This window comes from Streptomyces sp. NPDC059718, assembly GCF_042733315.1.
GTDB lineage: Bacteria > Actinomycetota > Actinomycetes > Streptomycetales > Streptomycetaceae > Actinacidiphila.
This window is the reverse complement of the sequence record NZ_JBHWGA010000017.1, coordinates 123,613-146,713: the sequence shown is the minus strand read 5'-3', so window position 1 is coordinate 146,713 and position 23,101 is coordinate 123,613. Positions and strand designations below refer to the sequence as shown.

The following is a 23,101-nucleotide window of genomic DNA, read 5'->3' as shown; positions in this document are numbered from 1 at the left end:
GGCCATGCCTGGCACCCACTTCGCTCCGCGCCTGCCGGAGGACGAGCTCGCCGCCCTGGCGATCGGCGCGGTCGACGACCTCGCCCGGCGACTGGCCCGTCGTGCCCTCCGCCCGCTCACCGTCCCCGGGGCCACCGACGACGGTACCGAAGCCCGCGGAGACGCCCTGGCGTACCTGCACATGCTCAACCTCCTCCAGCAGGCGGTCGGGCACCTGGAGAACCAGGCGGCCGAGCAGGCGGCCGCCGCAGGTGCCGGATACCCCCAGATCGGCCGGGCCTGCAACATCAGCCGCCAGGGCGCCCGCCGCCGCTGGCCCGGCCTGGTGACCAGCGACACCCCCCACCGTCCCCCGCGGCGCACCGACCGGACCCGGAGCCAATGATGATGACCGCCCCCGCCCGCCCCCACGACGTGCTGCTGGTCGAGGACGACCCCGCGGACGCCATGCTGATCGGGGACGCCCTCGCCGAGCGCGGTGCCCGCAACCTGACCCAGGTCGAGGACGGCCTCGCGGCGCTGGAGTACCTGCGCGACCCGGCCAACCGGCTCCCCGACCTGATCGTCCTCGACCTCAACATGCCGCGGATGAACGGCCACGAGCTGCTCTCGATCCTCAAGAACGACGAGGAACTGCGCGCGGTCCCGGTGGTCGTCCTCACCACCTCCGCGGCGCCCGACGACGTGGCCGGCGCCTACCGGCAGCACGCCAACGCGTACGTCACCAAGCCGGTCAACCTGGACGACTTCGAGCGCGCCGTGCACAGCATCGACGCCTTCTACCTGGACACCGTCACCAAGCTCCCCCGCCAGTGAACGCGACCGGAAGCGGATGAGCGTCAGTCGCGGAAAACGGGGTAGACGGACGGCTGGCCGCGCCTGAGCGCGGCCGGCCGGGAAGCAGTACGAAAGGCACCACCATGGAACCGAGGCTGGACGGCCACCCCGCCCACCTGGCCGACTGGCCGTGCATCCACGCCGGATTCGCGCACGAGGGCGACTCGGAGGCGATCTCCGCGGCGCGGCGCTTCACCGGCGGGTTCCTCGCCCGCGTCCAGGGCGAGCACGGCGTCCCGGTACCGGTGGAGACGGTCGAGACCGCACAGCTCGTCGTCAGCGAGCTGATCACCAACACCTGCAAGTACGCTCCGGGCCCCGGTCTGCTCGACCTCGAGGTGGACGTCGACACGGCGACGCTGCTGGTGTCCGTGTGGGACACCAGCAGCACCCTGCCCCTGGCCCGCGCCGCCGAGCCGGGACGGATCGGCCAGCACGGCCTGGAGATCATCCTGGCCCTGTGCGAGGGCTACGACGTGCAGCGGCAGCCGGTGGGCAAGCGCATCACGGTCCGCATCTCCCTGGAGCCCCGGACCCGCTGAGCCGCGGCACGCCCGGCCGTCACGGCGATCGGGTGAACCCCCGGCCCCGCCGGGTTCACCGGCGGGCGCGCATGGAAGGTGCCTCACGCGCCGGTCCGCCGCCTCCGGCGCCCCGCCCGGCCACCGGAACAGGACCGTCCAGGAGCAACGCCATGACCAGGATCGCCGTCATCCTCGGCAGCACACGCCCCAGGCGCCTCGGCGAGGCTGTCGCCCAGTGGGTGTACGAGAACGCCGCGCTGCGCGGCGACGCCGAGTACGAACTGGTGGACGTCGCCGACTACGACCTCCCGCTGCTCGACGAACCGCTTCCCCCGTCGCTGGGCCGGTACAGCCGGCCGCACACCTTCGCGTGGGCGGAGAAGATCGGCTCCTTCGACGGCTACGTCTTCGTGACGGCCGAGTACAACCACTCGATCCCGGGGGCGCTCAAGAACGCCATCGACTACCTCTTCGCCGAGTGGAACAACAAGGCGGCCGGGTTCGTCGCGTACGGCAGCGTCGGCGGCAGCCGCGCGGTGGAGCACCTGCGGCTGGTGATGGCCGAACTGCGGGTGGCCACCGTCCGTGCCCAGGTGGCGCTCTCCCTCTTCCGCGACTTCGCCGACATGAGCCGCTTCGAGCCCGGCCCGCGCCGCGCGGGCGAGCTCGGCGTCGTCCTCGACGAGGTCCTGGCCTGGACCAAGGCCCTGGAGCCGCTGCGCCAAACGCCGTCCTGACCCAGGTCCCGCCCCGCCCCTCCCGTGCCGCACGGCCCCTCGTAGGGTCCTGTCATGGACGGACGACAGGGGGGCGGTACGCCGGCGTGCGAACGCTGCGGTGGGACGGTGGCCCCGGACGGTTACTGCTGGGACTGCGGCGTCGCCCAGGCGGCGTTCCGGTCGCGGGTGGAGGTCACCGCGGGCGGTGCGGCGGGCGCCAGCGACCGGGGGAAGCGGCGTGAGGTGAACGCCGACGCGATGGCCGTGACCACGGCCGGCGCGTGGACGATCGGCGTGGTGTGCGACGGAGTGTCCATGTCACCCCGGTCCGAGCGGGCCGCCCGGCTCGCGGCCGAGGTCGCCTCGGAAGCGCTGGCCTCGGCGTTGCGCGCGGGGACCGTGCCGGAGGTCGCGCTCGAGGACGCCACCCTGCGCGCGGGACGCGCGGTCGCGGCACTCGCGGTGGCACCGGAGGAGGCACCGGCCTGCACCTTCGTCGCGGGCGTCGCCGGTCCGGACGGCCTGTGGTGCGCGTGGGTCGGTGACAGCCGTGCGTACTGGCTGCCGGACGAGGGCCTGGCCATCGCGCTGACCGAGGACGACACCGGCGAACTCGACGCCCTGACCGGCTGGCTGGGCGCCGGGAGCGGCGAGCCCGTACCGCGGGTGCGCAGCGGCCGGCCGGCCGTGCCCGGCCGCCTCCTGCTGTGCACCGACGGGCTGTGGCGGTACCTCCCCGGCGCGGAAGCGCTGCGGGAGCGGCTGGCTTCCGCACCCGGCTCCCGGGGCGGCGGCGGGCCGCTGGACGGCGCGCGCGCACTGGTCGGGTACGCGCTCGACGCCGGCGGGCACGACAACGTGACGGCGCTGCTCCTCCCCGTTCCGGCCGACGTCCCGCCACGGGCGGGGGCGACGGGAGGGGTGTAAGCAAGAGATATGCGTTTTGCACCACGCGCAGGCACGTACTGGTCCGCCGAGCGGACCCCTGCCCTGATCGCGGTCCCGGTGCTGCTGATCGTGGCGATCGTCATCAGCGACCTGGTGATCCCCACGGAGGGGCACCTGGGTCCGCTGCTGGTGGTGGCGCCGGCACTGACCGCGTCGTTCGGCGGGCTCCGGCTCACCGCCCTCATCGGAGGTCTGGCGGTGGCGGCGCTGACCGTGGTGTCGGTGGCCGACGGCACCATCACCACGTCGTACCGGCAGAGCGAGATCATCGCGCTCGTCCTCGTCTCGGCCCTCACGGTGCTCTTCTGCCGGCTGCGCGAACGGCACCAGGCCGAGCTGCAACAGGTGCGCTCGGTGGCGGAGGCCGCCCAGCAGGTCGTCCTGCAGCCCCTGCCGGAGCGCATCGGCCCGCTGCGGATCGCCTTCGACTACCAGGCCGCCGAGGACCAGGCCCGGATCGGCGGCGACCTGTACGCGGCGGTGCGCACGCCCGGCGGCACCCGGCTGCTCATCGGGGACGTCCGCGGCAAGGGCCTGCCCGCGATCGGCGACGCCTCACTGCTGCTCGGAGCGTTCCGCAGCGTCGCCTACCGGGCCCCGCCGCTGCCCGCGATGTACGCGCACCTGGAGGCGACGGTGTCCTGGAAGGCCGCGCAGGGCTGCGCCGACGGCCTGGAGGAGGACACGGCGATCGAGTCGTTCATCACCGCGATCCTCGTCGACTTCCCCGACGACCGTCCCGAGGTCCGCATCCTCAACTGCGGCCACCCGTCCCCTTTCCGGCTGGCCGCCGACGGCCTCGCGCCCCTCGACCCGACGCAGCCCGCGCCACCCATCGGCCTGGGGCTGCTCCAGCCCTCGCACCCGGGCGTGGACACCTTCCCCTTCGCGCCCGGCGACATGCTGCTGCTCTACACCGACGGCGTCACCGAGGCCCGTGACGCGTCCGGCCGTTTCTACCCCCTCGCCGAGCGCATCGCGTCGTGGCCGGGTCAGCAGACCCCGGAGGACCTGGTGCGGCACGTACGCGAGGACCTCCTCGTGTACTGCGGGGGCCGACTCGGCGACGACGCGGCGTTGATCACCGTACGGCGGGAGCCGCTGGGCCTCGGCCTGTCGTATGAACCACGGGCGGTCGACGGGCCCTCGGCCCTGTCCGGCGGCCCGGAACCCGGTCCCCCCACGAGGGTGCCGCCCTTCGGCCCCGAGCGGGAATGACCCGCCCCCGCGCCCCGTCACCCCCGGCCGTGTCCCGCTGTCGGAGCGCTGACCTACGCTGGGGCCGCCCATGCGACCGGCGGCCCCGACGTACCCTGCCCAGGGGCCCGCCCGACCGGAAGGACGGTCCATGAACGAGCAGCGCCCGATCGACTGGGACGAGGCCACGTGGCTCAACACCCCGCAGGAGGCCGCGGCGGACGGATCGGGGATGCTCGTCACCACCCGTGACAGCAGCGACTTCTGGCGCACCACCGCTTACGGCTTCGTACGCGACGACGGACACGCCCTGCTCACCGCCTTCCCGGGGGACACCTCGATGGAGGTGACCTTCCGCGCGGACTTCGACACGCTGTACGACCAGGCCGGGCTCATGATCCGCGTCGACGCCGAGAACTGGGTCAAGGCCGGGATCGAGATGTCCGACGGCGTGCCGCACCTCGGCGCGGTGGTGACCCGCGGGGTGTCCGACTGGTCGCTCGCGCCGGTGCCCGACTGGGCCGGACACGCGGTGACCGTGCGCGCCAGCCGTTCCGGTGACGCCGTCACGATCCGTGCCCGCCGCGACGACGGTCCCTGGCGGCTGGTCCGGCTGGCGCCGCTCGCCCCGGACGCCGCCGCCACCGCGGGGCCCTTCTGCTGCTCGCCCGAACGCGCGGGGCTGCGCGTGGCCTTCACCGGTTTCACCCGGGGCGCCGCCGACTCGGCCCTGCACGTGGAGCCGCAGCAGGCGGGCGCCGGGGACCACTGAGGGCCGGTGAGGAGACGATGGGGTTCGTGGGCGGGATCTGGCGGGTGCTGAGCGAGGGGGAACCCGTCGGGGACATCACGATCGAGGAGGCCGACTTCCCGTGGTTGTCGGGGCGGTTCGAGCCCACCCCGGCGTTCGACCGGGTCCGGCCGCTGTTCGCACGCGAGCTCGCCCTGATGCAGTCGGCGATGACCGCGCCGGCCGAGGAGGACGAGCCCTGGGCCGCGTGGGAGGCGGCGTACGGCGAGGTCCGGCGTGCGGTGTCGCTGCACTCTCCCTCGGGGCCCGTGGCCGAGTTCCTGCTGCACATCGAGGACGACCAGGCCTGGTTCCGGTGGAGTGACGAGCCCTTCGACGACGACTCGCCGAGCGACTGACGTCCCCGCCCCCGGCACCCCTTCCCCCTGAGCCTGGTAGTGGCACTACCAGGCTCGCTGCTTGACGTCACGACCTGGCGGTCGCAGCGTGGGGAGCGTGGACAAATAGTGGCAAAGGCAACATTTCGAACATCACCTACTTGACTGCGGGACCTCACAACCCGCAGAGCGGTGGGGCGCCGCTCTTACTGTCCGGCGCTGTGGCCTTTGAACCCTCGTCCACGCCCAGGAACCGACCGGGCTAGGAGAGTTCTCATGCGTATTTCCAAGTGGCCCCTCGCCGCAATGGCAGGCCTCGCGCTCGCCCTTGGGGGTGCGGCCTCAGCGGCCGTCGCGGCACCGACGAGCTCACCGGCCTCAGCGGTCAGCTACGCCGAACACGGCGGTGGCGGCGGCGGTGGCGGTGGCCACGGCGGTGGTGGCGGTGGCGGCCACGGCGGCGGCGGTTACGGCGGCGGCGGTTACGACCGCGGCGGCTGGGGCGGCGGCTACGACCACGGCTACGGCGGTGGCTGGGGCGGCGGCTACGACCACGGCGGCGGCGGTGGCGGCGGCCACGGTGGTGGCGGTGGCGGCCACGGCGGCGGCGGTGGCGGTGGCGGCCACGGCGGCGGCGGTGGCGGTGGCGGCCACGGCGGCGGCGGCAACGGCGGCGGTGGCGGCCGGTAACACCCAGACCGGGGACCGGTCCCCGACCAGCCCCCGGCACCGGCCGAACATCTGGCGACCGGCCACAGCAGGCCTCTGACCAGCGACTGGACGGTCGCGCACCTCACGGAAGCGGAAGCCGCGCCCACGGGAGACCGGTGGGCGCGGCTTCCGCTCTTCGCGTCTTCCTGCGCCCGGCACATCCGTTTCGCGCGGCGAATTATCCGATAAGGAATGTTTCCCGTGAAACATCCCTTAGGTACTATATTGACACTGTGCTCATATCGCCGGATCCGGCGGGGTGGCGGCGGTCCGGCCGACCTCAGGGACGCACCATGTTCGACCTGTCCTCAGCAGTCTCCGCGGGAACCGGCCAGGGCTTCTACATCGGCGGTCGCTGGGTCGCCCCCGGCGGGACCCGCCGCACACCCATCGTCTCCCCCTCCACGGAGGAGGAGTTGCTGCGCGTGCCGCTCGCGGACGCCCGGGACGTCGAACGCGCGGTCGCCGCCGCGCGCACGGCCTTCGACGAGGGTCCCTGGCCACGGATGTCCGCACCCGAACGCGCCGCCCTCCTGAGACGACTGGCCGACCAGGTGCGCCGGCGGCTGCCGCTACTGGCGCGCCTCTGGACGGCCCAGGTCGGGGCGCCGGTCGCCTTCGCCGAAGGACTCGTCCAGGCCGGTGAGGGCCGCTTCGACTACTTCGCCAAGCTCGCCGGCTCGTACGCGTTCGAGGACCGCCGTCCCACCTCCCGGGGGCACGCCCGCGTGACCCGTGAACCCGTCGGCGTCGCAGCGCTGTTCGCCCCCTGGAACGCCACCTTCAACATCTTCGCGCACAAGATCCCCGCGGCCCTGGCGGCAGGCTGCACGGTGGTCGTGAAGTCGCCGCCGGAGAGCCCGCTGGACGCCCTGGTGATCGCCGAGTGCGCCGAGGCGGCCGGGTTGCCGCCGGGGGTCCTCAACGTGATCACGGCGGATCGCGAGGGGTCCCGGGCGCTGGCGGCCTCCCCCGGCGTGGACAAGATCAGCTTCACCGGCAGCGTGCCGACGGGCCGTGCCGTCGCCACGGCCGCACTGGAGCGCTTCGCCCGGGTCACCCTCGAACTGGGCGGCAAGTCCGCCGCGATCCTGCTCGACGACGTCGACCTGCAGGACACCCTCGACACGCTCACCCCGCTGAGCATGCCCTTCGCCGGACAAATCTGCTTCGCCCAGACCCGCATCCTGGCGCCGCGCTCCAGGATCGCGGAGGTCGTCGGGGCGTACGCCGACCGCGTGCGCCTGCTCAGGGTCGGCGACCCCTGGAGCCGTACGACGCAGGTCGGCCCCGTCCTCAACGCCCGGCAGCTGCGACGCGTCCTGGGCTACATCGACAGCGGCCGCCGCGAGGGCGCGAGGGTGGTGACCGGCGGCGGCCGCAGCCCGGGCCACGAGCACGGCCACTACGTGCTGCCCACGGTGTTCGCCGACGTCGAGCCCGGGATGACGATCGCCCGCGAGGAGATCTTCGGCCCGGTCGTGACCGTCCAGGCCTACGAGGGCGTCGACGAGGCGGTGGCGATCGCCAACGCCACCGACTTCGGCCTCAGCGGCAGCGTCCACGGCGCCGATCCCGAACGCGCCTACCAGGTCGCACGCCGGGTGACGACCGGCCAGCTGAGCGTCAACGGATTCGAACTGGCACCCTCGGTCCCGTTCGGCGGCCGGAAGTCCTCGGGCCTGGGGCGCGAGGGCGGCCCCGAGGGGCTGGAGGCCTACCTGGAGACCAAGGCCGTCTTCATGCCGGGTCCGTGACATGGCCGCCGACGCCGTGCAGCAGATTGCGCACGATGGTCTCCGCGAACCCCTCGCTGACGGGGTGGTCGGCCACCAGGAGCCGGAAGTAGCAGGCCCCCCACAGTTGGTCGATCAGCACCTGCGGATCGATGTCCGCCGCCAGCTGGCCCCGGTCCCGCGCCCGCTCCAGGACGGCGGCCATGCGCGCGCGGCGCGGCCCGGAGTAGCGCTCGCGGAACAGTTCGCCGAGAGGGGGATCGGTCTGGGCGCAGCCGATGAGCTCGGACACGACCCGTCCCGCGGGGGTGCCGCACAGGTGCCGCACGAACTTCCGCATGTGGGCCGTCAGGTCCGCCTCGATGTCGCCGGTGTCCTCGAAGACCAGACGCTCGTCGACGACGGCGACGTAGGCGTCGAGGGCCAGCGCGCCCCGCGACGGCCACCACTTGTGGATGGTCATCCGGCTCGCCCCGGAGCGCCGCGCCACCTTCTCGACCGTGAAGGCGGCCATGCCCTCGGCGAGGAGCAGTTCGCGCGCGGCCGCGAGCACCTCGCCGCGGACCAGGGCGGCCGGCCGGCGGCCCTGCCCGGGCCGCGGCGCCTCGTCGGTCCCCTTGGCCGCCCGGGCGCCCGCTCCGCGCGCTGCGCTCATTCCCGGCTCCGTCCTGCGGTCGGCCCGCCCGCCCCGCGGTGGAGCACCCCGTACGGGCCGATCACGGAAATCACTGCCAACGAGCCTATATCGGGCGTCCCGTCGATTCCCCGGAGCGACAGGACCGTCCCGGACCCGGACTCCGAGAGGAACACTCGATGATCGTGTACGACAGGCTGTACATCGGTGGTGCCTGGACCGCCCCGGCGCATCCCGGGCTGCTGGACATCCGCTCACCCCACGACCGCTCCCTGATCGGCCGCGCCGCCCAGGCCGCGCCGGGCGACGCCGACGCCGCCGTCGCCACGGCGCGCGCCGCCTTCAACAGCGGGTCGTGGCCGCACTTGGACCCCAAGGAACGGCAGGAGGTGATCCGGCGGGTGAACGGGCTGCGCGAGGGGCGTGCGCAGGAGGCGGCCGCGCGGGTGTCCGCCGCGACCGGGACGCCCCGCCGGTCCACCGACGCGGAGCAGGCCTCCCTCACGCGGCGGGTCGACGCCTGCCTCAAGGCCGCCGAGGAGCTCGGCTGGGAGGAGGTCGTCCATCCCTGTGACCCCAGCCCCGGGTTCGACACCATCGTGCGGCGCGATCCCGTCGGCGTTGTCGCGGCGGTCATTCCCTGGCGGTGCCCGTTCTCGGCCGCCACGGCGCGGCTGACCCCGGCCCTCCTGGCGGGCAACACCGTCATCCTGAAGGTCACGCCGGAGAACTCGCTGGGCATGGGACTGCTGGCCGAGCTGTACGCCGAGGCCGGGCTGCCCGAGGGCGCGCTGAGCGTACTGCCCGCAGACCGGGACACCGGCGAGTACCTGGTCACCCACCCGGACGTCGACGCGATCGCCTTCACCGGCTCGGCCCGGGCCGGCCGCCGCGTCGCCGCCCTCGCCGGCGAGCAGCTCAAGCGGGTCCGGCTGGAACTGGGCGGCAAGGCGGCCGCGATCGTCCTGGACGACGCCGACGTCCCGCGGACGGTGCGGGGGCTGTTCACGTCGCCCGGCGACGACGGCGGGACGTGCGCCGCGCGGACCCGCGTCCTCGCCCCGCGCCGCCGGTACGAGGAGGTCGTCGCGGCGGTCGAGGAAGCCGTCACGTCCCTGAAGGTCGGTGACCCGGCGGCACCGGACACCCGCATCGGGCCGATGGCCGGCCGCGAGCGGCAACAGCGGGTGATGTCGTACATCGAGCTGGGCATCGAGGAGGGCGCCCGGCTGGTGACCGGCGGTCCCCGGGTCCCCGCCGGCCTGGAGGAGGGCTACTACGTGGCACCGACGCTCTTCGCGGACGTCGACCCCCGCATGCGCATCGCCCAGGACGAGGTCTCCGGCCCGGTGGTCACGGTCATCCCCCACGACGGGGACGACGACGCGGTACGGATCGCCGACGACTGCGAGTACCGCGTGTCCGGCGGAGTGTGGTCCACCGACCCCGAACGCGCCGTCGCCGTCGCGCGCCGGCTGCGCACCGGCCCGGTGACCGTCAACGGGGCCCCGGCGGGCCTCGACGGGACGGCCGGCGTCGACGCGTACGTCGGGCACCGGACGATCACCCGGCCGCGCTGAGGGCACCCGGACCACCCGGGGGTCAGGGCGCGACGCGGCCGAGGAAGCCCCGCACGTACCCGGCGACGGCGTCCAGGTGGCTCTCCAGGGCGAAGTGCCCGGTGTCGAGGAGGTGCACCTCGGCCTCGGGCAGGTCGCCGAGGAAGGCGCGGGCGCCGGCCGGGGCGTAGACCTCGTCGTTCGCTCCCCACACGGCCACCAGCGGCACCTGACTGGCCCTGAAGTACTCGTGCAGCGCCGGGTGGAGGTCCAGGTCCCGCGTGTGGTCGCGGAACAGCCGCAGCTGGATCTCGTCGTTGCCGGGACGCTGCAGGAGCGCGACGTCGTGGGCCCAGGTGTCCGGGCTGACCAGCCCCGGGTCGGGGACGCCGTTGAGGTACCTCCAGCGGACGGCGTCCGGGGTGAGGGCGTAGCGCACGGCCTTCTCGTTCCCCGGTGACGGGTCGGCGGCGTAGGCCCGCACGTCGGCCCAGAAGGAGTCGACGAGGCCCTCCGCGTAGGCGTTGCCGTTCTGCGTGACGATCCCGGTGATCCGCGCCGGGGCTCGCAGTGCCAGGCGCCAGCCGATCGCCGCTCCGTAGCCGTGTACGTACAGCGCGTGGCGTCCGACGCCCAGCCGGTCCAGCAGGGCGGCCGTCACGCCGGCGAGGGCGTCGAAGGAGTAGGGGAAGTCCTGCAGGGACGGCATCGAGGACCGGCCGAAGCCGATGTGGTCGGGCGCGACGACCCGGTAGCGGTCCGCGAGCAGCGGGATGAGGTGCCGGAACATGTGGGAGCTGGCGGGGAAGCCGTGCAGCAGGACGACGACGGGGGCGTCGCGGGGGCCCGCCTCGCGGTAGAAGACCTCCCGGTCCGCGACGGCGGCCGTGAGGTGGTGGACCGGGACCATCTCTGACCTCCTGGGAGCACGACCTTCCTGTCGCATGCCACGTGGGGCACGGGAATCACGTTCCGGCGGACGGATTCACGCGGTTGCTGCTCCGTGCTCCGGCAGGGGCTCCGGCAGCCATGCGATTCGGTCCCCTTGCGCCCCGCGCCACAGCACCGGGGCGCAGGCGGGGTGAGTAGCCGTACTCATGCCCGCGGGCCGACCCGGCGGGAGGATGGTGGCAACGAACCCTCGGACGCAGGAGGTTGGAGACGGCCATGGGGAGATTCCTCGGCGCGGTGCTGGCGCTGGCGGTGACCGCGGGGGCGCTGGCACTGGTCTACGCGGTGGGCGCGCCGCTGCCGGTGGTCCTGGGCGTGGGCGCCGGGGTGCTGTGCCTGCTGTGGCTGCTGGTGCTGCTCACGGTGCCGTGGAACGTCTACTTCCGGGCGCACGCGGTGCTGGCCGAGATCGCCGTGAGCCGGGAGAAGGGCCTGGTGGTCCCCCAGGCGCGGGACGCGGAGGCCGCGCGGATCGCCCGGACGATGCTGCGGGTCGCCCTGGCGGGGCATCTGCTCACGACGGCCGGGGTGGTGGCGGTGACGCTTGCGACCGGTCGCGGCGCGGGGTACTGGATCGCCGGGTTCTTCCTGCTCAGCACGGTGTTCCGCCCGGCGGGCGCATGGTTCGGGCAGCTGCGGAAGCGGCTGGGCACGCTGCTGAAGGACGTCACCTACCCACGCGATGACGTACTGGAGCTGAAGAAGGGCGTCGAGCGCACGGACAGCGGCATCAAGGTCCTGGAGGAGAAGGCCGAGGAGCAGTACCGCGCCCTGGCGGAGCTGCGGCGCACGGTGGACGTGCTGGGCGTGTCGGCGTACGAGCGGGCCGAGGACACCGACCGCCGGATCACCGCGCTGGCACGCGAGTTCGAGGCCACGGTCAACCGGCTCACGGACAACGAGGAGATCATCACGGGTCTCAAGGCCTTCCTCCGGCTGCTGCGGGCGGGCGACGCGACCGCCTGACCGGAGGCGTGAACGGTCTCCACCCGCGGCCGAGGGCCCGGTCCTACGCGGACGGCGCGTCCGGGCCCGCCGCCGAGGAGCTGAAGCCGGTCAGCTTCGCCGGGTTGAGCACCCACATGAGCTGGTCGATGCCCTGCTCGGAGGCGCTGATGGCCAGCAGGGCCATCGGCGTGCCGGCCTGGGACACGAGCGCCGCGGTCTGCCCGTTCGCCTCGACCCACGCCACCTCCGTGTCGGGCCAGAAGCGCGGGGCGAAGGCGGTGATGAACTTCGCCACCTTGGCGCTGCCGACCACGGGGAACTTGGAGGCGTTGCGCACGGCGCCACCGCCGTCGCCGTAGTTCACCACGTCCGTGGCGAGCAGCTTCTCCAGGCCGGACAGGTCACCCGCCCTGGCCGCCGCCACGAACGCCTCGAGGAGCCGGCGGTGCTCCGCGGTCCCCACCTGCTCGCGCCGCCCGGCAGCGATGTGCTTGCGGGCGCGGCTGACGAGCTGGCGGGAGTTGGCCTCGCTCAGGTCCAGCACGGTGGCGATCTCCCGGTACGGGTAGTCGAACGCCTCGCGCAGCACGTACGCCGCCCGCTCGGTGGGCGTCAGCCGCTCCAGCAGGAGCAGGACCGCGAACTCGACCGCCTCGCCGCGCTCGGCGCCGAGGACGGGGTCGGCGCGCGTGTCGACCGGCTCCGGGAGCCAGGGCCCGACATAGCCCTCGCGCCGCACGCGGGCGGACTGGGTGACGTTGATCGCCAGGCGGGTCGTCGCGGTGGTCAGGAACGCGGTCGGATTCTCCACGGCGTCGCGGTCGGCGGCCTGCCACCGCAGCCAGACGTCCTGGACGACGTCCTCGGCCTCCGCGGCACTGCCGAGCATCCGGTAGGCGATGCCGAACAATCGGGGGCGCAGAGCCGTGAACACCTCCGCGGCCTCGTCGAGCGAGCAGTCGCGTTCCGCGTCGCCTGGCTGCATCGTCGCGTTTTCCTCCACCGTCAGATCCGCCCGACTGCCCGTTCCAGCCTACACAGACGGCGATTTCCTCCGGGCCCGGGGGCACTTCGCCCGGGCCCTTTCCGCGCAGTTCAGGAGCGCCGTCACCGTACGGCAGGCATTTCCCGCGCCGCGTGCGAATTGCCCTGGCGGGCCCGCGGGGGGCCTTCCCTCCGGGTCGGGGAATTCCGGGGCCATTGCGGACCCATTCCGGTCGCGGCCGCCGGGCGCACGATCCCCAAACTCTGACCGGGCAGCGGCTCCGTTTGTGACAGCCGGATTCCGCCGGTGATCCCGGCCGGTTCCCCGCGGCGTGCTCACAGATCTTCACGGAATTTCGCACACGCGTTCCAAAAAGGCCGCGGAGCAGGGTAACGTTACGTATCGCAGCAAGATCCGCACAGGGAGGGACGGGGCATGGAGCCCACCACTACGACAGTGCGCCGTGGGCGCCCGCAGGGCTCGGACAACCCCGGCCCCGACGGGCTGACCAATCGACAGACCCGTATCGTCGAGGCGATCCTGGGCTCGGTGGAGAGCCGCGGTTTCCCGCCGTCGATGCGCGAGATCGGTGAGGCCGTGGGGCTGGCGAGCACGTCCTCGGTCGCCCACCAGCTGGCGGTGCTGCAGCGCAAGGGCGTGCTCGAGCAGGATCCGCACCGGCCCCGCGCCTACCGCGTGCGGTGCTCCTGGCCGTCCCAGCACGGCTCGGAACCGGGTGCGGAGCCCGTCAGCGCCTCCCCGTCCGCGCGCGTGCCGGTGATCGGCCGGATCGCGGCCGGCACGCCGATCCTCGCCGAGGAGCAGGTCGACGAGGTCTTCGTACTCCCCCGGCAGATCGTCGGCGCGGGCGAGCTGTTCGCCCTCAAGGTCGTCGGCGACTCCATGACGGGCGTCGCGATCTGCGACGGCGACTGGGTCACGGTGCGCAGCCAGGACGCCGCCGACCACGGCGACATCGTGGCCGCGATGATCGACGGCGAGGCCACCGTCAAGCGGCTCAAGCACGAGGGCGACCGGGTCTGGCTCATGCCGCACAACCCCGCCTACGACCCGATCCCCGGCGAGGAGGCGGTCATCCTGGGCAAGGTGGTCGCCGTGCTGCGACGCCTCTGAGGCCGGGCGTCAACGCCCGCTCAGTCCGTCGCCCCGGGCAGCACCGACCGGAGCCCGCCCAGCAGATGGGCCCGGAAGCCCGCGTCGTGGTAGGCCTGCGCGGAGTGCCCCAGCGCGGTGTAGAAGACGGGCCCTCCGCCGTACTCGTGGCACCACACCAGCGGATGGTCCGCGCCCATCGAGCCGCCCGTGTACGAGGACTCGTCCGCGCAGGCCAGGACCCGCACCCCGGGGCGGGGGCTGCGGTCGAAGTCGTACCACTCGTCGGTGACCTTCCATGCCGCGCCCAGGTGCGCGGTGGCCGGATGGGCGGCGTCCTCGACGAGGACCGTGCCCGCCTGCAGGGGCGGGTGCCCCGTGAAGCGCGCGCCCAGCAGCTCCCCGTAGTAGGGCCAGTCGTACTCCGTGCAGGCGGCGGCGTGCACGCCCATGAACCCCGCGCCGTCGGCGTGGTGCGCCGCGAGGGCGGCCCGGCCCGCGTCGCTGAGCACCTCCCCGCTGGTGGAGAGGAACACCACGGCGTCGTACGCACGCAGACCGGCCCCCTCGAAGTCCTCGGGCCGTTCGGTGGCGTCCACCCGGAAGCCGTGCCCGGCTCCCAGCTCGGTGAGGGCCCTGACGCCGTCGGGGATCGACTCGTGCCGGTAGTCGGTGGTGCGGGTGTAGACGAGCACACGGGGGTCGCGGCGGGACAATCGGCTCTCCCAGGACGGTGACGGACGACGGGCAGCGCCCACCAGTCTCCCCGGCGCGGTCCGGGCGTCGACGGCGGCCCGGGTCCCGTCAGTGGCCGATGCTGTCGATCAGCTCGCGGGCACCCTGCCGCAGCAGCGCCACCGCGACCGACGTCCCGAGGGTGGCCGGGTCCAGCGGTCCTGCCCATTCGTGGGCGTCGAGGACGGTCTTGCCGTCCGGGGAGAAGACCCGGGCCCGGAGCGAGAGCCGGCCGTCGCGTTCGGCGTGGGCGTAGCCGGCGATGGGGCTGTTGCAGTGGCCCTGCAGGACGTGGAGGAACATCCGCTCCGCCGTGGTCTCCCGGTGCGCGGCCGGGTCGCCGAGGTCGCTCACGACGTCGATCGTCTCGGCGTCACCCTCCCGGCACTGCAGGGCGAGGACGCCGGCGCCGATCGGCGGGATCATCGTCTCGACCGGGAGCACCTCGCTGATCACGTCGGTCCTGCCGATCCGCTCGAGCCCGGACACGGCCAGCAGCAGCGCGTCCGCGTCGCCCGCCGCGAGCTTCTCCAGGCGGCGGTTGGCGTTGCCCCGCATGGGGACGCAGGTGAGGTGGGGGTGCGAGGCCATGATCTGCGCGATGCGGCGTACGGAGGAGGTGCCGATGCGCGTGCCGGGCGGGAGCCGGTCGAGGGTGAGACCGCCGGGGTGCACCAGAGCGTCGCGGATGTCGTCCCGCTTGAGGAAGGCGGCGAAGACCGTCCCGGCGGGCAGCGGCCGGTCGGCGGGGACGTCCTTCACGCAGTGGACGGCGAGGTCGGCCCGGCCCTCCAGCAGCGTGGCGTCGACCTCCTTGGTGAACGCGCCCTTGCCGCCGAGCTGGGCCAGGTCGCCCATCCAGCGGTCACCGGACGTGGTGACGGGCACGACCTCCGTCCGGATGCCGGGGTGGAGCGCCGCCAGTTCCGCGCGGACGCGCTCGACCTGGGCCAGCGCCATCGGGGAGGAACGGGAGACGATGCGGATCAGCTCGGGGACTGCCATGCGCCCACGGTACGGCGTCCGGCACGCGTCCCGCGCAACACCCCGAACCCCACGCGCCGTGACGAGGGCGGGGCTAGTGTGTCCCGCGGCGCCCACCGGGAGGGCGCCGGCGCGGAGCGGTGGCGCCACAGGGACAGGCGACGGGGTAAGCGCACGATGACGCAGGAACGACCCGTGCCCGGCGCGCTGTCCCCCGAACCGGCGACGCCCACCACCACCATCGCCACCGTGCCCGTGCGCCGGTTCCCGGCCGGTCTGCGCCACCGGCGTCCGCTGTACGTCCTGGCCGTGCTCGTGCTCCTGGCGCAGATGGCGTTCGCGATGGTCACCACGGCCGTCCAGCAGACGCCCACCATCGACGAGCCGGTGTACGTGGGCACCGCGACGGTCTATCTGCGCGAGCACAGCCTGCGCTTCAACCCCGAACACCCGCCGCTCGGCAAACTCGTCATCGCCGGTGGTCTGGCGTTCGCCCACCCCCACCTCGACCCGGCCTTCGAAGGCGACCAGACGGAGCTCGGCCGCAGCGTGCTCTACGAGTCGGGCAACGACCCCTGGTGCCTGATGCTGGCGGCCCGGCTGCCGATGATCGTGCTGACCCTGCTGTTCGGGCTGGTGGTGCTCGCGTTCGCGCGCGATCTCACCGGGCCCGCCGGGGGGCTGCTCGCGCTCGCCCTGTACGCGTTCTCACCGGACGTCATCGCGCACGGCTCGCTCGCCACCCTCGACGTCCCCGCGGCCGGTTTCCTGCTGACGTCGGTGTGGGCGCTGTGGCGGGCCCGGGACCGTCCCCGGCGGTACCTGCCGCTCGCCGGTGCGGCGTTGGGCGCGGCGGTCGCCACACGGATGAGCACGCTCCCCGCGGTGCCGGTCCTGTTGCTCCTGGCAGCGCTGTCGGTGTGGCCCGTGGGTGCGCGGAGCGCGGAGCGGCCCGGCACCGCCCGGTCGCTGCGGCGTGCCGCGATCGCGGCGGGCGGGGTCGGGCTCGTCGCCGTCGCGGTGGTGTGGGCGGCCTACCTCGTCGTCGACCCGCGTCTGCGCTGGACCGCGCCGGACACCCTGCCGGCGCTGCACGGACTGCGGGGCTGGGCCGTGGACGCGCTCCCGTTCCCCCGGGCGTACCGGGACGGGATGGCCGTCCAGTTCGGCTTCGAGGACTCGACGTTCGACGGCTTCCTCTTCGGCCGCCACTACCGCGGGGCACTCTGGTACTACCTGCCCGCCGCGGTGCTGGTGAAGACTCCGCTCGGGACGCTGGCCCTGTGGCTCGCCGGCACCGCCGCGCTGCTCGCCCTCCCACGGCTGCGCCCCGCCGCCCCGTACCTGCTCGTCCCGGCGGCCGTGCTGACGGCCGCCGCCATGACCGGCTCACGGGACTTCGGCGTCCGCTACGTGGTCTTCCTGCCGATGTCGGGTGCGGTCGCCGCGGCCTGCGTCACCGCGCTGCGACGGCGGTGGGCTGACGTGGCGGCGGCAGCCCTCGTCGCCTTCGTCGCCGCCAGTTCGCTGCGGACCTTCCCGTACTACCTGCAGTACTCCAACGAGGCCTTCGGCGGCACGTCCCGGACCCATCTGCGCCTGCACGACTCCAACGTCGACTGGGGCCAGGACCTGGGCCGCCTCGCGGACCGGCTCCGCGACCGCTACCCCGGCGAGCGGGTCTGGCTGGTCTACAAGGGCAGCGGGGTCCCCGCCCACTACGGCATCCACGCCGCCGATCCGCGCCGGGTCCCCGAGGACCAGGTCCACGGGCTGCTCGTGGTGTCGGACTCCTCGGTCGCGAAGGCGGAGGGGCGGCTGGCCGCGCTCATCGCCGGCAGCGAGCCGATCGACGAGGTGGGGCACTCGATCACGATCTACCGCCGCGGCTGACGACCGCGCCGCCCCCGTCCGCGAGGGGCGGCGCCGGGCACGGCGAGGTCAGGGCTTGCGGGCCACCACGGCGTAGACGTTGATGTCCGCGTCGGTGACGTCGGTGATGCTCCGGTAGCGGATCGCGTCGATGTCCTCGAGGCCCTCGATGAACTCCGGCGAGGCGTCGGCGTGGGTGGCGAGGGTGTCGTCGACGTCGTCCGGGCGCCAGTGGTGGACGGGGACGAGCCCGGGCTCGACGATCTCCAGGCCGTTGTCCGTGACGAAGCGCAGGACCTCTGCGTGCTCGCGGAGCACGAAGGAGAAGCCGCGGTCCTGGTAGGTCTTGGCGACCTTGGCGATCTGCTCCGCGTTGAGGTCGGAGGTGAGGTGGCTCAGCACGACGTGGCTGCCCGAGGGCAGCGCGTCGACGAGGTGCTTGACGATGCCGTACGCCTCGTCGTCCTCGACGAAGTGCAGGACGGCGACGAGCACGAGCGCGACGGGCTCGGTGAAGTCCAGCGTGCCGGCCGCCTGGCGCAGGATCGCGGCGGGGTCGCGCAGGTCCGCGTCGATGTAGTCGGTCCGCCCCTCCGGGCCGCTGGTCAGCAGGGCGCGCGCGTGGGCCAGGACGACGGGGTCGTTGTCGACGTACACGACCCGCGCCTCGGGGGCGATCCGCTGCGCGATCTGGTGCACGTTCTCCTGCGTGGGCAGTCCGGTGCCGATGTCGAGGAACTGGCGTGTGCCGGTCTCCCCCGCGATGTGGTTCACCGCGCGGCGCAGGAAGTCCCGGTTGTGCCGCACGTCCAGGTAGCCCCGGGGATTGGCGGCCAGCGCGGCCGCGGCCGCCTCGCGGTCGACGGGGTAGTTGTCCTTGCCGCCGAGGAAGACGTCGTAGACGCGCGCCGGGTGCGCCTTGGTGGTGTCGATCCGCCGGCGGAGCTGCTCGGCGGAGTCGTAGTCGTCGGGAGCGTCGCTGCCGCTGCTCATGGCCATCCCCTGGGGACTCGAATACGCGATCTGATCTGCACACAACTTAGCTGGTGAAACGGCGAGTTGGCGCAACCCCCGCCCACTCGTGCGGGCGGTCCGGGCAGGAGCGCGCAGAAAGGCCGGAACCTGCCCTCCCGTTGGCCGTCCCCGCTCGTTGACCTTGGTGACCGCACGACCCCGGAGCTCCCCTGGAGGCTCGCTTGACGTCGATCCACGACGGTGCACCGGCCGCCGGTGAACCGCGCAACGCCTCGGTGCTCATCCACAACGACCGGGGCGAGTACCTCCTGCACCTGCGCGACCACCGCCCGGACATCCGGAACCCCGGCGCCTGGTCACTGCTCGGCGGCGGCCGTGAGCCGGGCGACGTGTCCCTGGAGGCGACCGCCCGGCGTGAACTGCGCGAGGAGGCGGGGCTCGACCTGCCCGCGCTGCGCGCCTTCGCGGTGGAGCACGTCCGCGAGCCGGACGGATCGCTCCTGCCGGTCCAGGTGTTCACCGGCCGCTGGAACGGCGATCCCGACGCCCTGAAGCTGACCGAGGGCGTCCTACTGCGCTGGTTCCGGCCCGAGGTCATGCCGCGGCTGCGGTTGGGCCACGCGACCCTGGAGCTCGTCCGCCGGCACGCCGGGCTGTCCGTGCCGCCCGGCACCGCGGCCCCGACGGCCGGGCGGGGCGTCCTCCACGTCGTCGGCGCGCACCTGTACCTGGAGAACGCCGCCGGCGAGGTCCTGCTCGGACTGCGTCACCCCGACTCCGCCTTCGCCGGTGGCGAGTGGCACTTCCCCGCCGGGCACTGCGAGCAGGAGAGCGCCGTCGCGTGCCTGGTCCGCGAGGCGGACGAGGAGACGGGCCTGCGGATCAGGCCGGAGGACGCCGAGTTCGCGCACGCCGTGCACCTCATCGACGCGACGGGCGGCCGCCCCCGGCTGCAACTCGTCTTCCGCGTACGCCACTGGCAGGGCGAACCGGTGGTCCGCGAGCCCGACAAGTGCCTGTCCTGGCGCTGGTGGCACCCGGACGCCCTCCCCGAACGCCTCGTGCCGTACACCCGCGCCGCGATCGAGGGCATCCGGGCCGGCCGCCGCTACACCGAGTCGGGCTGGACGTGACCCGCGGGCCGGGCCTGCCGGAACCCGAGGTGCGGCGGTTCGCGCAACACGCGCTCGGCCCGATCGAGCGGTGGACGGACACGTCCTGGCCCCGCGAGAGCAGTCGGGTGTGGCGGGTCCGCGGCGCGGACGGCCTCGTCGGCTACGTCAAGATCCACCAGAACGACCGCTTCCACAGCCGGGAGGTGACCGCCTACCGGACCTGGGTGCCGACCCTGGGAGCCGCCACGCCGCGCCTGGTGGCGGCCGACGAACGGCTGCGCGCGGTCGTCGTGACCGCCGTCCCCGGACGCCCGCTCCACGTCGGCGTCCGGCCCCCGGAGGAGGAACGGGCGCTCTTCGTCCGCATCGGCGCGCTCGCCGCCGCCGTCCACGGCAGCGCACCGCCACGGCCGTCCTCCGGAGACAAGGGGCCCGCCACGGGGAAGCTCGACCTGCACCTGGACGGCGCCCGTGCCCACCTGGCCCCGGGTGACGAGGAGTTCGTCCGCGCGCTGACGGCCGGGGCAGCCGCGCTTCCCGCTCTCGACCTGGTGCCCACGCACGGCGACTTCCAGCCGCTTCACTAGGCAAGCCACATGTCGAGTTTCAACTTGTCGAGTTTCGCTTCGCGAGCGTACTTCGTCCCCACTTCTGACAGCGGGATGTCGACGTTCCCCGATGGATACCTCTGACAGTGTACTCATGCTGGGCGACGTCCTGCTCGGGAGAAGTTCCTGCGTACGCCGACACCGACCCGAACTCCTCATGATCCGGACGGAGTTGCGGGAACTGGATGCGATGCACGTCTCCTTGCCCGTTTTGCTCCGCTGTGTGAACATGGCACCGGCGGGTCAAGTGCCGGGGGGTGGGATGACTCAACGTCGAGGGATGAAACTCGTCGCCGCTGCCCGCCTGTGAGTCTCTTCCGGCCACTCGCCGACTGGCCCCTCCTCATCTGTGGGCCGGTTCTTCGGCGTGTGACGCCCACCAGGGTCAGCGTTTTCGTGGCCACCTCGGCCGCGTGTACGGTCGAGATTCTTCTCGGCACCGGCGGCCAGCAGGTCGCCGCCAGCCCGGCGACCCCCACCCGCGTTATCGGCGCGTTCCTTCACGTGAGCGTAGTGACCGTTGTGATCCCCAAGTCGGATGCGCTCACGCCGGACGTGGTCTATACCTATGACGTCCGCATGACGCCCACCGCTCCGGCCGGACCGCCCGTGACGCTGGCCGACCAACCGGGGCTGCTCACCGGGGCTCGGCCGCTAGGCTACAAGCCTGGCCTGCTGCCCACCTTTTCACTGCCGAACGTCCAGCGGCACCTACATATCGTGCACTCCTCGTGCCGCAAGCCGCACGGCGGCGGGCCGGACGCCCTCGTCATGGTCGACAGCCTGATCGCGGACGCGCACGACAATCAGTGGATCACCAACACGGCGGAGGATGCTCGGAGGCGTCCGCACCAGCTGCTTTTGACCGGCGATCAGATCTACGCCGACGATGTGGCGGTCAGCCTGCTGCCCGTGCTGATCGACGTCGGCGGGCTGCTGCTCGGCGAAGCGGTCAAGGAGCGCTTCCCCGGAAACATCACGATGACCGACGAAGCGGTTAAGCCCGGCCCCGCACGCCGCGACTACCTGAAGGAGAACACCAGGCTCTCCAGCGAGGCCATGGAGAACCACCTGATGTACTTCGCCGAATTCTGCGCGATGTACGTTCTGGCCTGGTCCGACGAACTCTGGGCCCGGAATGCCGACGGTGTCCCGCAGCTCGATCCGCTGGATCTCGACGTGATCTACCCGACGCCATGGACCAAGGACGACGAGAAGGCGCGTGAGCGGGCTCTGAGCGATCGGGCGGAGGTGCTGTCGTTCGCGGGCACGGCCCGCCGGGTGCGTCGTGCCCTGGCCAATGTGCCGACCATGATGATGTTCGACGACCACGAGATCAGCGACGACTGGAACCTCGACGGGCGGTGGGCGAACCACTCCCGGACCAACCCGGGCATGCATCGGATTGTGCGCAACGGCCTTCTGGCCCACGCGCTGTTCCAGGCATGGGGCAACGTGCCTGACCAGTTCGAGACCGGGCCCAGCCGGTCATTGCTCGACCTGATCACTGTCCCGGCCGGTCAGCTGAGCTCACCCCTGTCGGTCACGCCCGCAGCGGCCGACACGCTCCTCGACATCGCCCCGACGGGCCCGTCCGAGGCCAGTCAGCGGGTCATGTGGGACTGGACCCTGGACGGCCCGCAGCACCGGGTGATCGCGCTCGACACCCGCACCCACCGGGACTACATATCGGCCGGGCCGGACAAGGCCGGGCTGCTGACCGAGGCTGAGATGGCCCGCCAGCTCTCGGCCAACCAGCCCACCGACCCCGCGATGCTGGCGTTCGTGATCGCACCCGCGCCGGTGACCGGTCACCCCCTGGTGGAGGAGGCACTGCAGCCTCTGATGGCGGCCGCGAAGGGCAGCCGGACGGCTGACAACGAGGCCTGGTGCGTGAACCGCAATGCTTACGAGGCGTTCATGCGCCGTCTCGGCGCATTCGGCCAGGTGGTGCTGCTCTCCGGGGATGTGCACTACGGCTACACCAACCACACTGCCTACTTCGGCGCCGCCCCGCAGGCCCCGGCCCGGATCGTGCAACTGTGTTCGAGCGCGGCCAAGAACGCGGACACCCTCACCAGAATGATCCAGGCCATCGGGTTCCTGAAGATTGCAGGCCGCGGCTGGTTCGGATTCAGCACACCGATCACGAGCGACGGCGGCGCGAATCTGCGGGCAAGTCTCAAGTCCGGATCCGAGGGCAGGCCGGCCGACCGGTCGCTGCGGGACCTCTACTTCCGGCTTGTCGTCGAGGACCGGCTCTCGACGCCGCCGGTCATCCCCTCCGGCCCGTGGTTCAGTGACTCCGCGACGGCCGAGGTCGGTCAGATCGTCGCGCTTGCCCGGCCGGACGACTGGGCCTACGGCATCACCTACGTCAGAGACCTGCGCACCGGCGCAGAGCGCCTCACCGACCTGGGGATCACCGCCACCACGGACCTCCCGCGGGGCACGCTGGACTACATCCGCTGGCTCGGTGTCACCGTGGTGGGGGAGCCCAACATCGGTCAGATCCGGCTCCGCATGGTGCAAGGCGACCTGGAGGTCGTGCACCGGCTTCACTGGCTGGCCCCAGAACCGGACATGGATCCGGACACGGCGATCCTCGCCTACACCGAACACGTCGCGCCGTTGACCACGCCCGCGGCAGCCGAACGCCCGCGGGTCTTCAAGCTACCGGTGGTGACGCCATGAGCGAGAGCAACGCCCTGGAGGGGATCGTCGACGCACTCGTCGATCTCGTCTCACCCCTGGTCGACGCGGCGCAGGACGACGCGACCTTCGGTCGCTTCCTGGCCCAGATCGGCTGGACGGCGCGGACG

The 23,101-nt window shown here is 72.9% G+C and carries 23 protein-coding genes; 17 read left to right on the top strand and 6 right to left on the bottom strand.

Annotated features, from left to right (window positions below; genetic code table 11):
- The first annotated feature begins 4 nt into the window (after positions 1 to 4).
- The 10 genes from ACFV3E_RS20795 (at position 5) to ACFV3E_RS20750 (ending at position 7,821) form a co-directional block, all read left to right on the top strand.
- The gene (locus ACFV3E_RS20795; protein ID WP_500535951.1) at positions 5 to 385 is read left to right on the top strand and encodes a hypothetical protein; all 381 of its coding nucleotides are present in this window, start codon (positions 5 to 7) and stop codon (positions 383 to 385) included.
- The gene (locus ACFV3E_RS20790; RefSeq protein WP_500535972.1) at positions 385 to 816 is read left to right on the top strand and encodes a response regulator; all 432 of its coding nucleotides are present in this window, start codon (positions 385 to 387) and stop codon (positions 814 to 816) included. The genes ACFV3E_RS20795 and ACFV3E_RS20790 overlap by 1 nt, the downstream gene beginning before the upstream one ends.
- 104 nt (positions 817 to 920) lie before the next feature.
- The gene (locus ACFV3E_RS20785) at positions 921 to 1,379 is read left to right on the top strand and encodes an ATP-binding protein (RefSeq protein ID WP_499509268.1); all 459 of its coding nucleotides are present in this window, start codon (positions 921 to 923) and stop codon (positions 1,377 to 1,379) included.
- A gap of 152 nt (positions 1,380 to 1,531) precedes the next feature.
- Positions 1,532 to 2,098, top strand: coding sequence for an NADPH-dependent FMN reductase (locus ACFV3E_RS20780; RefSeq protein ID WP_500535950.1), 567 nt, complete (start codon positions 1,532 to 1,534; stop codon positions 2,096 to 2,098).
- Positions 2,099 to 2,152: 54 nt separating this feature from the next.
- The gene (locus tag ACFV3E_RS20775) at positions 2,153 to 3,007 is read left to right on the top strand and encodes a PP2C family protein-serine/threonine phosphatase (protein WP_500535949.1); all 855 of its coding nucleotides are present in this window, start codon (positions 2,153 to 2,155) and stop codon (positions 3,005 to 3,007) included.
- A 9-nt stretch (positions 3,008 to 3,016) separates the two neighbouring features.
- Positions 3,017 to 4,246 carry a PP2C family protein-serine/threonine phosphatase gene (locus ACFV3E_RS20770; protein ID WP_500535948.1) on the top strand — a complete coding sequence of 410 codons (1,230 nt, stop codon included), beginning with the start codon at positions 3,017 to 3,019 and terminating at the stop codon, positions 4,244 to 4,246.
- Between the two features lie 130 nt (positions 4,247 to 4,376).
- Positions 4,377 to 4,997, top strand: a complete 621-nt coding sequence (locus ACFV3E_RS20765; protein ID WP_500535947.1) for a DUF1349 domain-containing protein — start codon at positions 4,377 to 4,379, stop codon at positions 4,995 to 4,997.
- Between the two features lie 17 nt (positions 4,998 to 5,014).
- On the top strand, positions 5,015 to 5,374 hold the full coding sequence (locus ACFV3E_RS20760; protein WP_500535946.1) for a hypothetical protein: 360 nt from the start codon (positions 5,015 to 5,017) through the stop codon (positions 5,372 to 5,374).
- A 255-nt stretch (positions 5,375 to 5,629) separates the two neighbouring features.
- Positions 5,630 to 6,043: a hypothetical protein gene (locus ACFV3E_RS20755; RefSeq protein ID WP_500535945.1), complete on the top strand. Its 414-nt coding sequence runs from the start codon at positions 5,630 to 5,632 to the stop codon at positions 6,041 to 6,043.
- Between the two features lie 314 nt (positions 6,044 to 6,357).
- The gene (locus ACFV3E_RS20750) at positions 6,358 to 7,821 is read left to right on the top strand and encodes an aldehyde dehydrogenase (protein WP_500535944.1); all 1,464 of its coding nucleotides are present in this window, start codon (positions 6,358 to 6,360) and stop codon (positions 7,819 to 7,821) included.
- On the opposite strand, the gene ACFV3E_RS20745 is transcribed toward ACFV3E_RS20750, so the two are convergent.
- The gene (locus tag ACFV3E_RS20745; RefSeq protein WP_500372035.1) at positions 7,805 to 8,455 is read right to left on the bottom strand and encodes a TetR-like C-terminal domain-containing protein; all 651 of its coding nucleotides are present in this window, start codon (positions 8,453 to 8,455) and stop codon (positions 7,805 to 7,807) included. The two genes, ACFV3E_RS20750 and ACFV3E_RS20745, sit on opposite strands and share 17 nt — an antisense overlap.
- A gap of 158 nt (positions 8,456 to 8,613) precedes the next feature.
- Here ACFV3E_RS20745 and ACFV3E_RS20740 point away from each other — a divergent pair, with 158 nt between their 5' ends.
- On the top strand, positions 8,614 to 10,014 hold the full coding sequence (locus ACFV3E_RS20740) for an aldehyde dehydrogenase family protein (protein ID WP_500535943.1): 1,401 nt from the start codon (positions 8,614 to 8,616) through the stop codon (positions 10,012 to 10,014).
- A 22-nt stretch (positions 10,015 to 10,036) separates the two neighbouring features.
- Here the strand turns inward: ACFV3E_RS20740 and ACFV3E_RS20735 are convergent, their stop codons facing one another.
- On the bottom strand, positions 10,037 to 10,903 hold the full coding sequence (locus ACFV3E_RS20735) for an alpha/beta fold hydrolase (protein ID WP_500535942.1): 867 nt from the start codon (positions 10,901 to 10,903) through the stop codon (positions 10,037 to 10,039).
- Positions 10,904 to 11,160: 257 nt separating this feature from the next.
- On the opposite strand from ACFV3E_RS20735, the gene ACFV3E_RS20730 reads away from it, so the two are divergent.
- A complete protein-coding gene (locus tag ACFV3E_RS20730; RefSeq protein ID WP_500535941.1) occupies positions 11,161 to 11,910 on the top strand; it encodes a hypothetical protein in 750 nt (249 codons plus the stop codon).
- A gap of 43 nt (positions 11,911 to 11,953) precedes the next feature.
- On the opposite strand, the gene ACFV3E_RS20725 is transcribed toward ACFV3E_RS20730, so the two are convergent.
- Complete coding sequence (locus ACFV3E_RS20725; protein WP_500535940.1) at positions 11,954 to 12,877, bottom strand: RNA polymerase sigma-70 factor; 924 nt, start codon at positions 12,875 to 12,877, stop codon at positions 11,954 to 11,956.
- A 435-nt stretch (positions 12,878 to 13,312) separates the two neighbouring features.
- Here ACFV3E_RS20725 and lexA point away from each other — a divergent pair, with 435 nt between their 5' ends.
- A complete protein-coding gene (gene lexA / locus ACFV3E_RS20720; protein ID WP_500372029.1) occupies positions 13,313 to 14,011 on the top strand; it encodes a transcriptional repressor LexA in 699 nt (232 codons plus the stop codon).
- 20 nt (positions 14,012 to 14,031) lie between these two features.
- Here lexA and ACFV3E_RS20715 read toward each other — a convergent pair whose 3' ends face one another.
- A complete protein-coding gene (locus ACFV3E_RS20715; protein WP_500535939.1) occupies positions 14,032 to 14,706 on the bottom strand; it encodes a ThuA domain-containing protein in 675 nt (224 codons plus the stop codon).
- Between the two features lie 88 nt (positions 14,707 to 14,794).
- Complete coding sequence (gene hemC, locus ACFV3E_RS20710; protein ID WP_500535938.1) at positions 14,795 to 15,730, bottom strand: hydroxymethylbilane synthase; 936 nt, start codon at positions 15,728 to 15,730, stop codon at positions 14,795 to 14,797.
- Positions 15,731 to 15,886: 156 nt separating this feature from the next.
- Here hemC and ACFV3E_RS20705 point away from each other — a divergent pair, with 156 nt between their 5' ends.
- Positions 15,887 to 17,602, top strand: coding sequence for an ArnT family glycosyltransferase (locus tag ACFV3E_RS20705; RefSeq protein WP_500535937.1), 1,716 nt, complete (start codon positions 15,887 to 15,889; stop codon positions 17,600 to 17,602).
- 48 nt (positions 17,603 to 17,650) lie between these two features.
- On the opposite strand, the gene ACFV3E_RS20700 is transcribed toward ACFV3E_RS20705, so the two are convergent.
- Positions 17,651 to 18,574 carry an SAM-dependent methyltransferase gene (locus tag ACFV3E_RS20700; RefSeq protein ID WP_500535936.1) on the bottom strand — a complete coding sequence of 308 codons (924 nt, stop codon included), beginning with the start codon at positions 18,572 to 18,574 and terminating at the stop codon, positions 17,651 to 17,653.
- Positions 18,575 to 18,777: 203 nt separating this feature from the next.
- Between ACFV3E_RS20700 and ACFV3E_RS20695 the strand changes: the two genes are divergently transcribed.
- The 3 genes from ACFV3E_RS20695 to ACFV3E_RS20685 all read left to right on the top strand — a co-directional run bounded on the left by ACFV3E_RS20695 (position 18,778) and on the right by ACFV3E_RS20685 (position 22,973).
- A complete protein-coding gene (locus ACFV3E_RS20695) occupies positions 18,778 to 19,689 on the top strand; it encodes an NUDIX hydrolase (protein ID WP_500535935.1) in 912 nt (303 codons plus the stop codon).
- A complete protein-coding gene (locus tag ACFV3E_RS20690) occupies positions 19,686 to 20,258 on the top strand; it encodes a phosphotransferase (RefSeq protein WP_500535934.1) in 573 nt (190 codons plus the stop codon). Before ACFV3E_RS20695 ends, ACFV3E_RS20690 begins: the two co-directional genes overlap by 4 nt.
- A 327-nt stretch (positions 20,259 to 20,585) precedes the next feature.
- Positions 20,586 to 22,973 carry a DUF7800 domain-containing protein gene (locus ACFV3E_RS20685; RefSeq protein ID WP_500535933.1) on the top strand — a complete coding sequence of 796 codons (2,388 nt, stop codon included), beginning with the start codon at positions 20,586 to 20,588 and terminating at the stop codon, positions 22,971 to 22,973.
- Positions 22,974 to 23,101 lie beyond the last annotated feature (128 nt).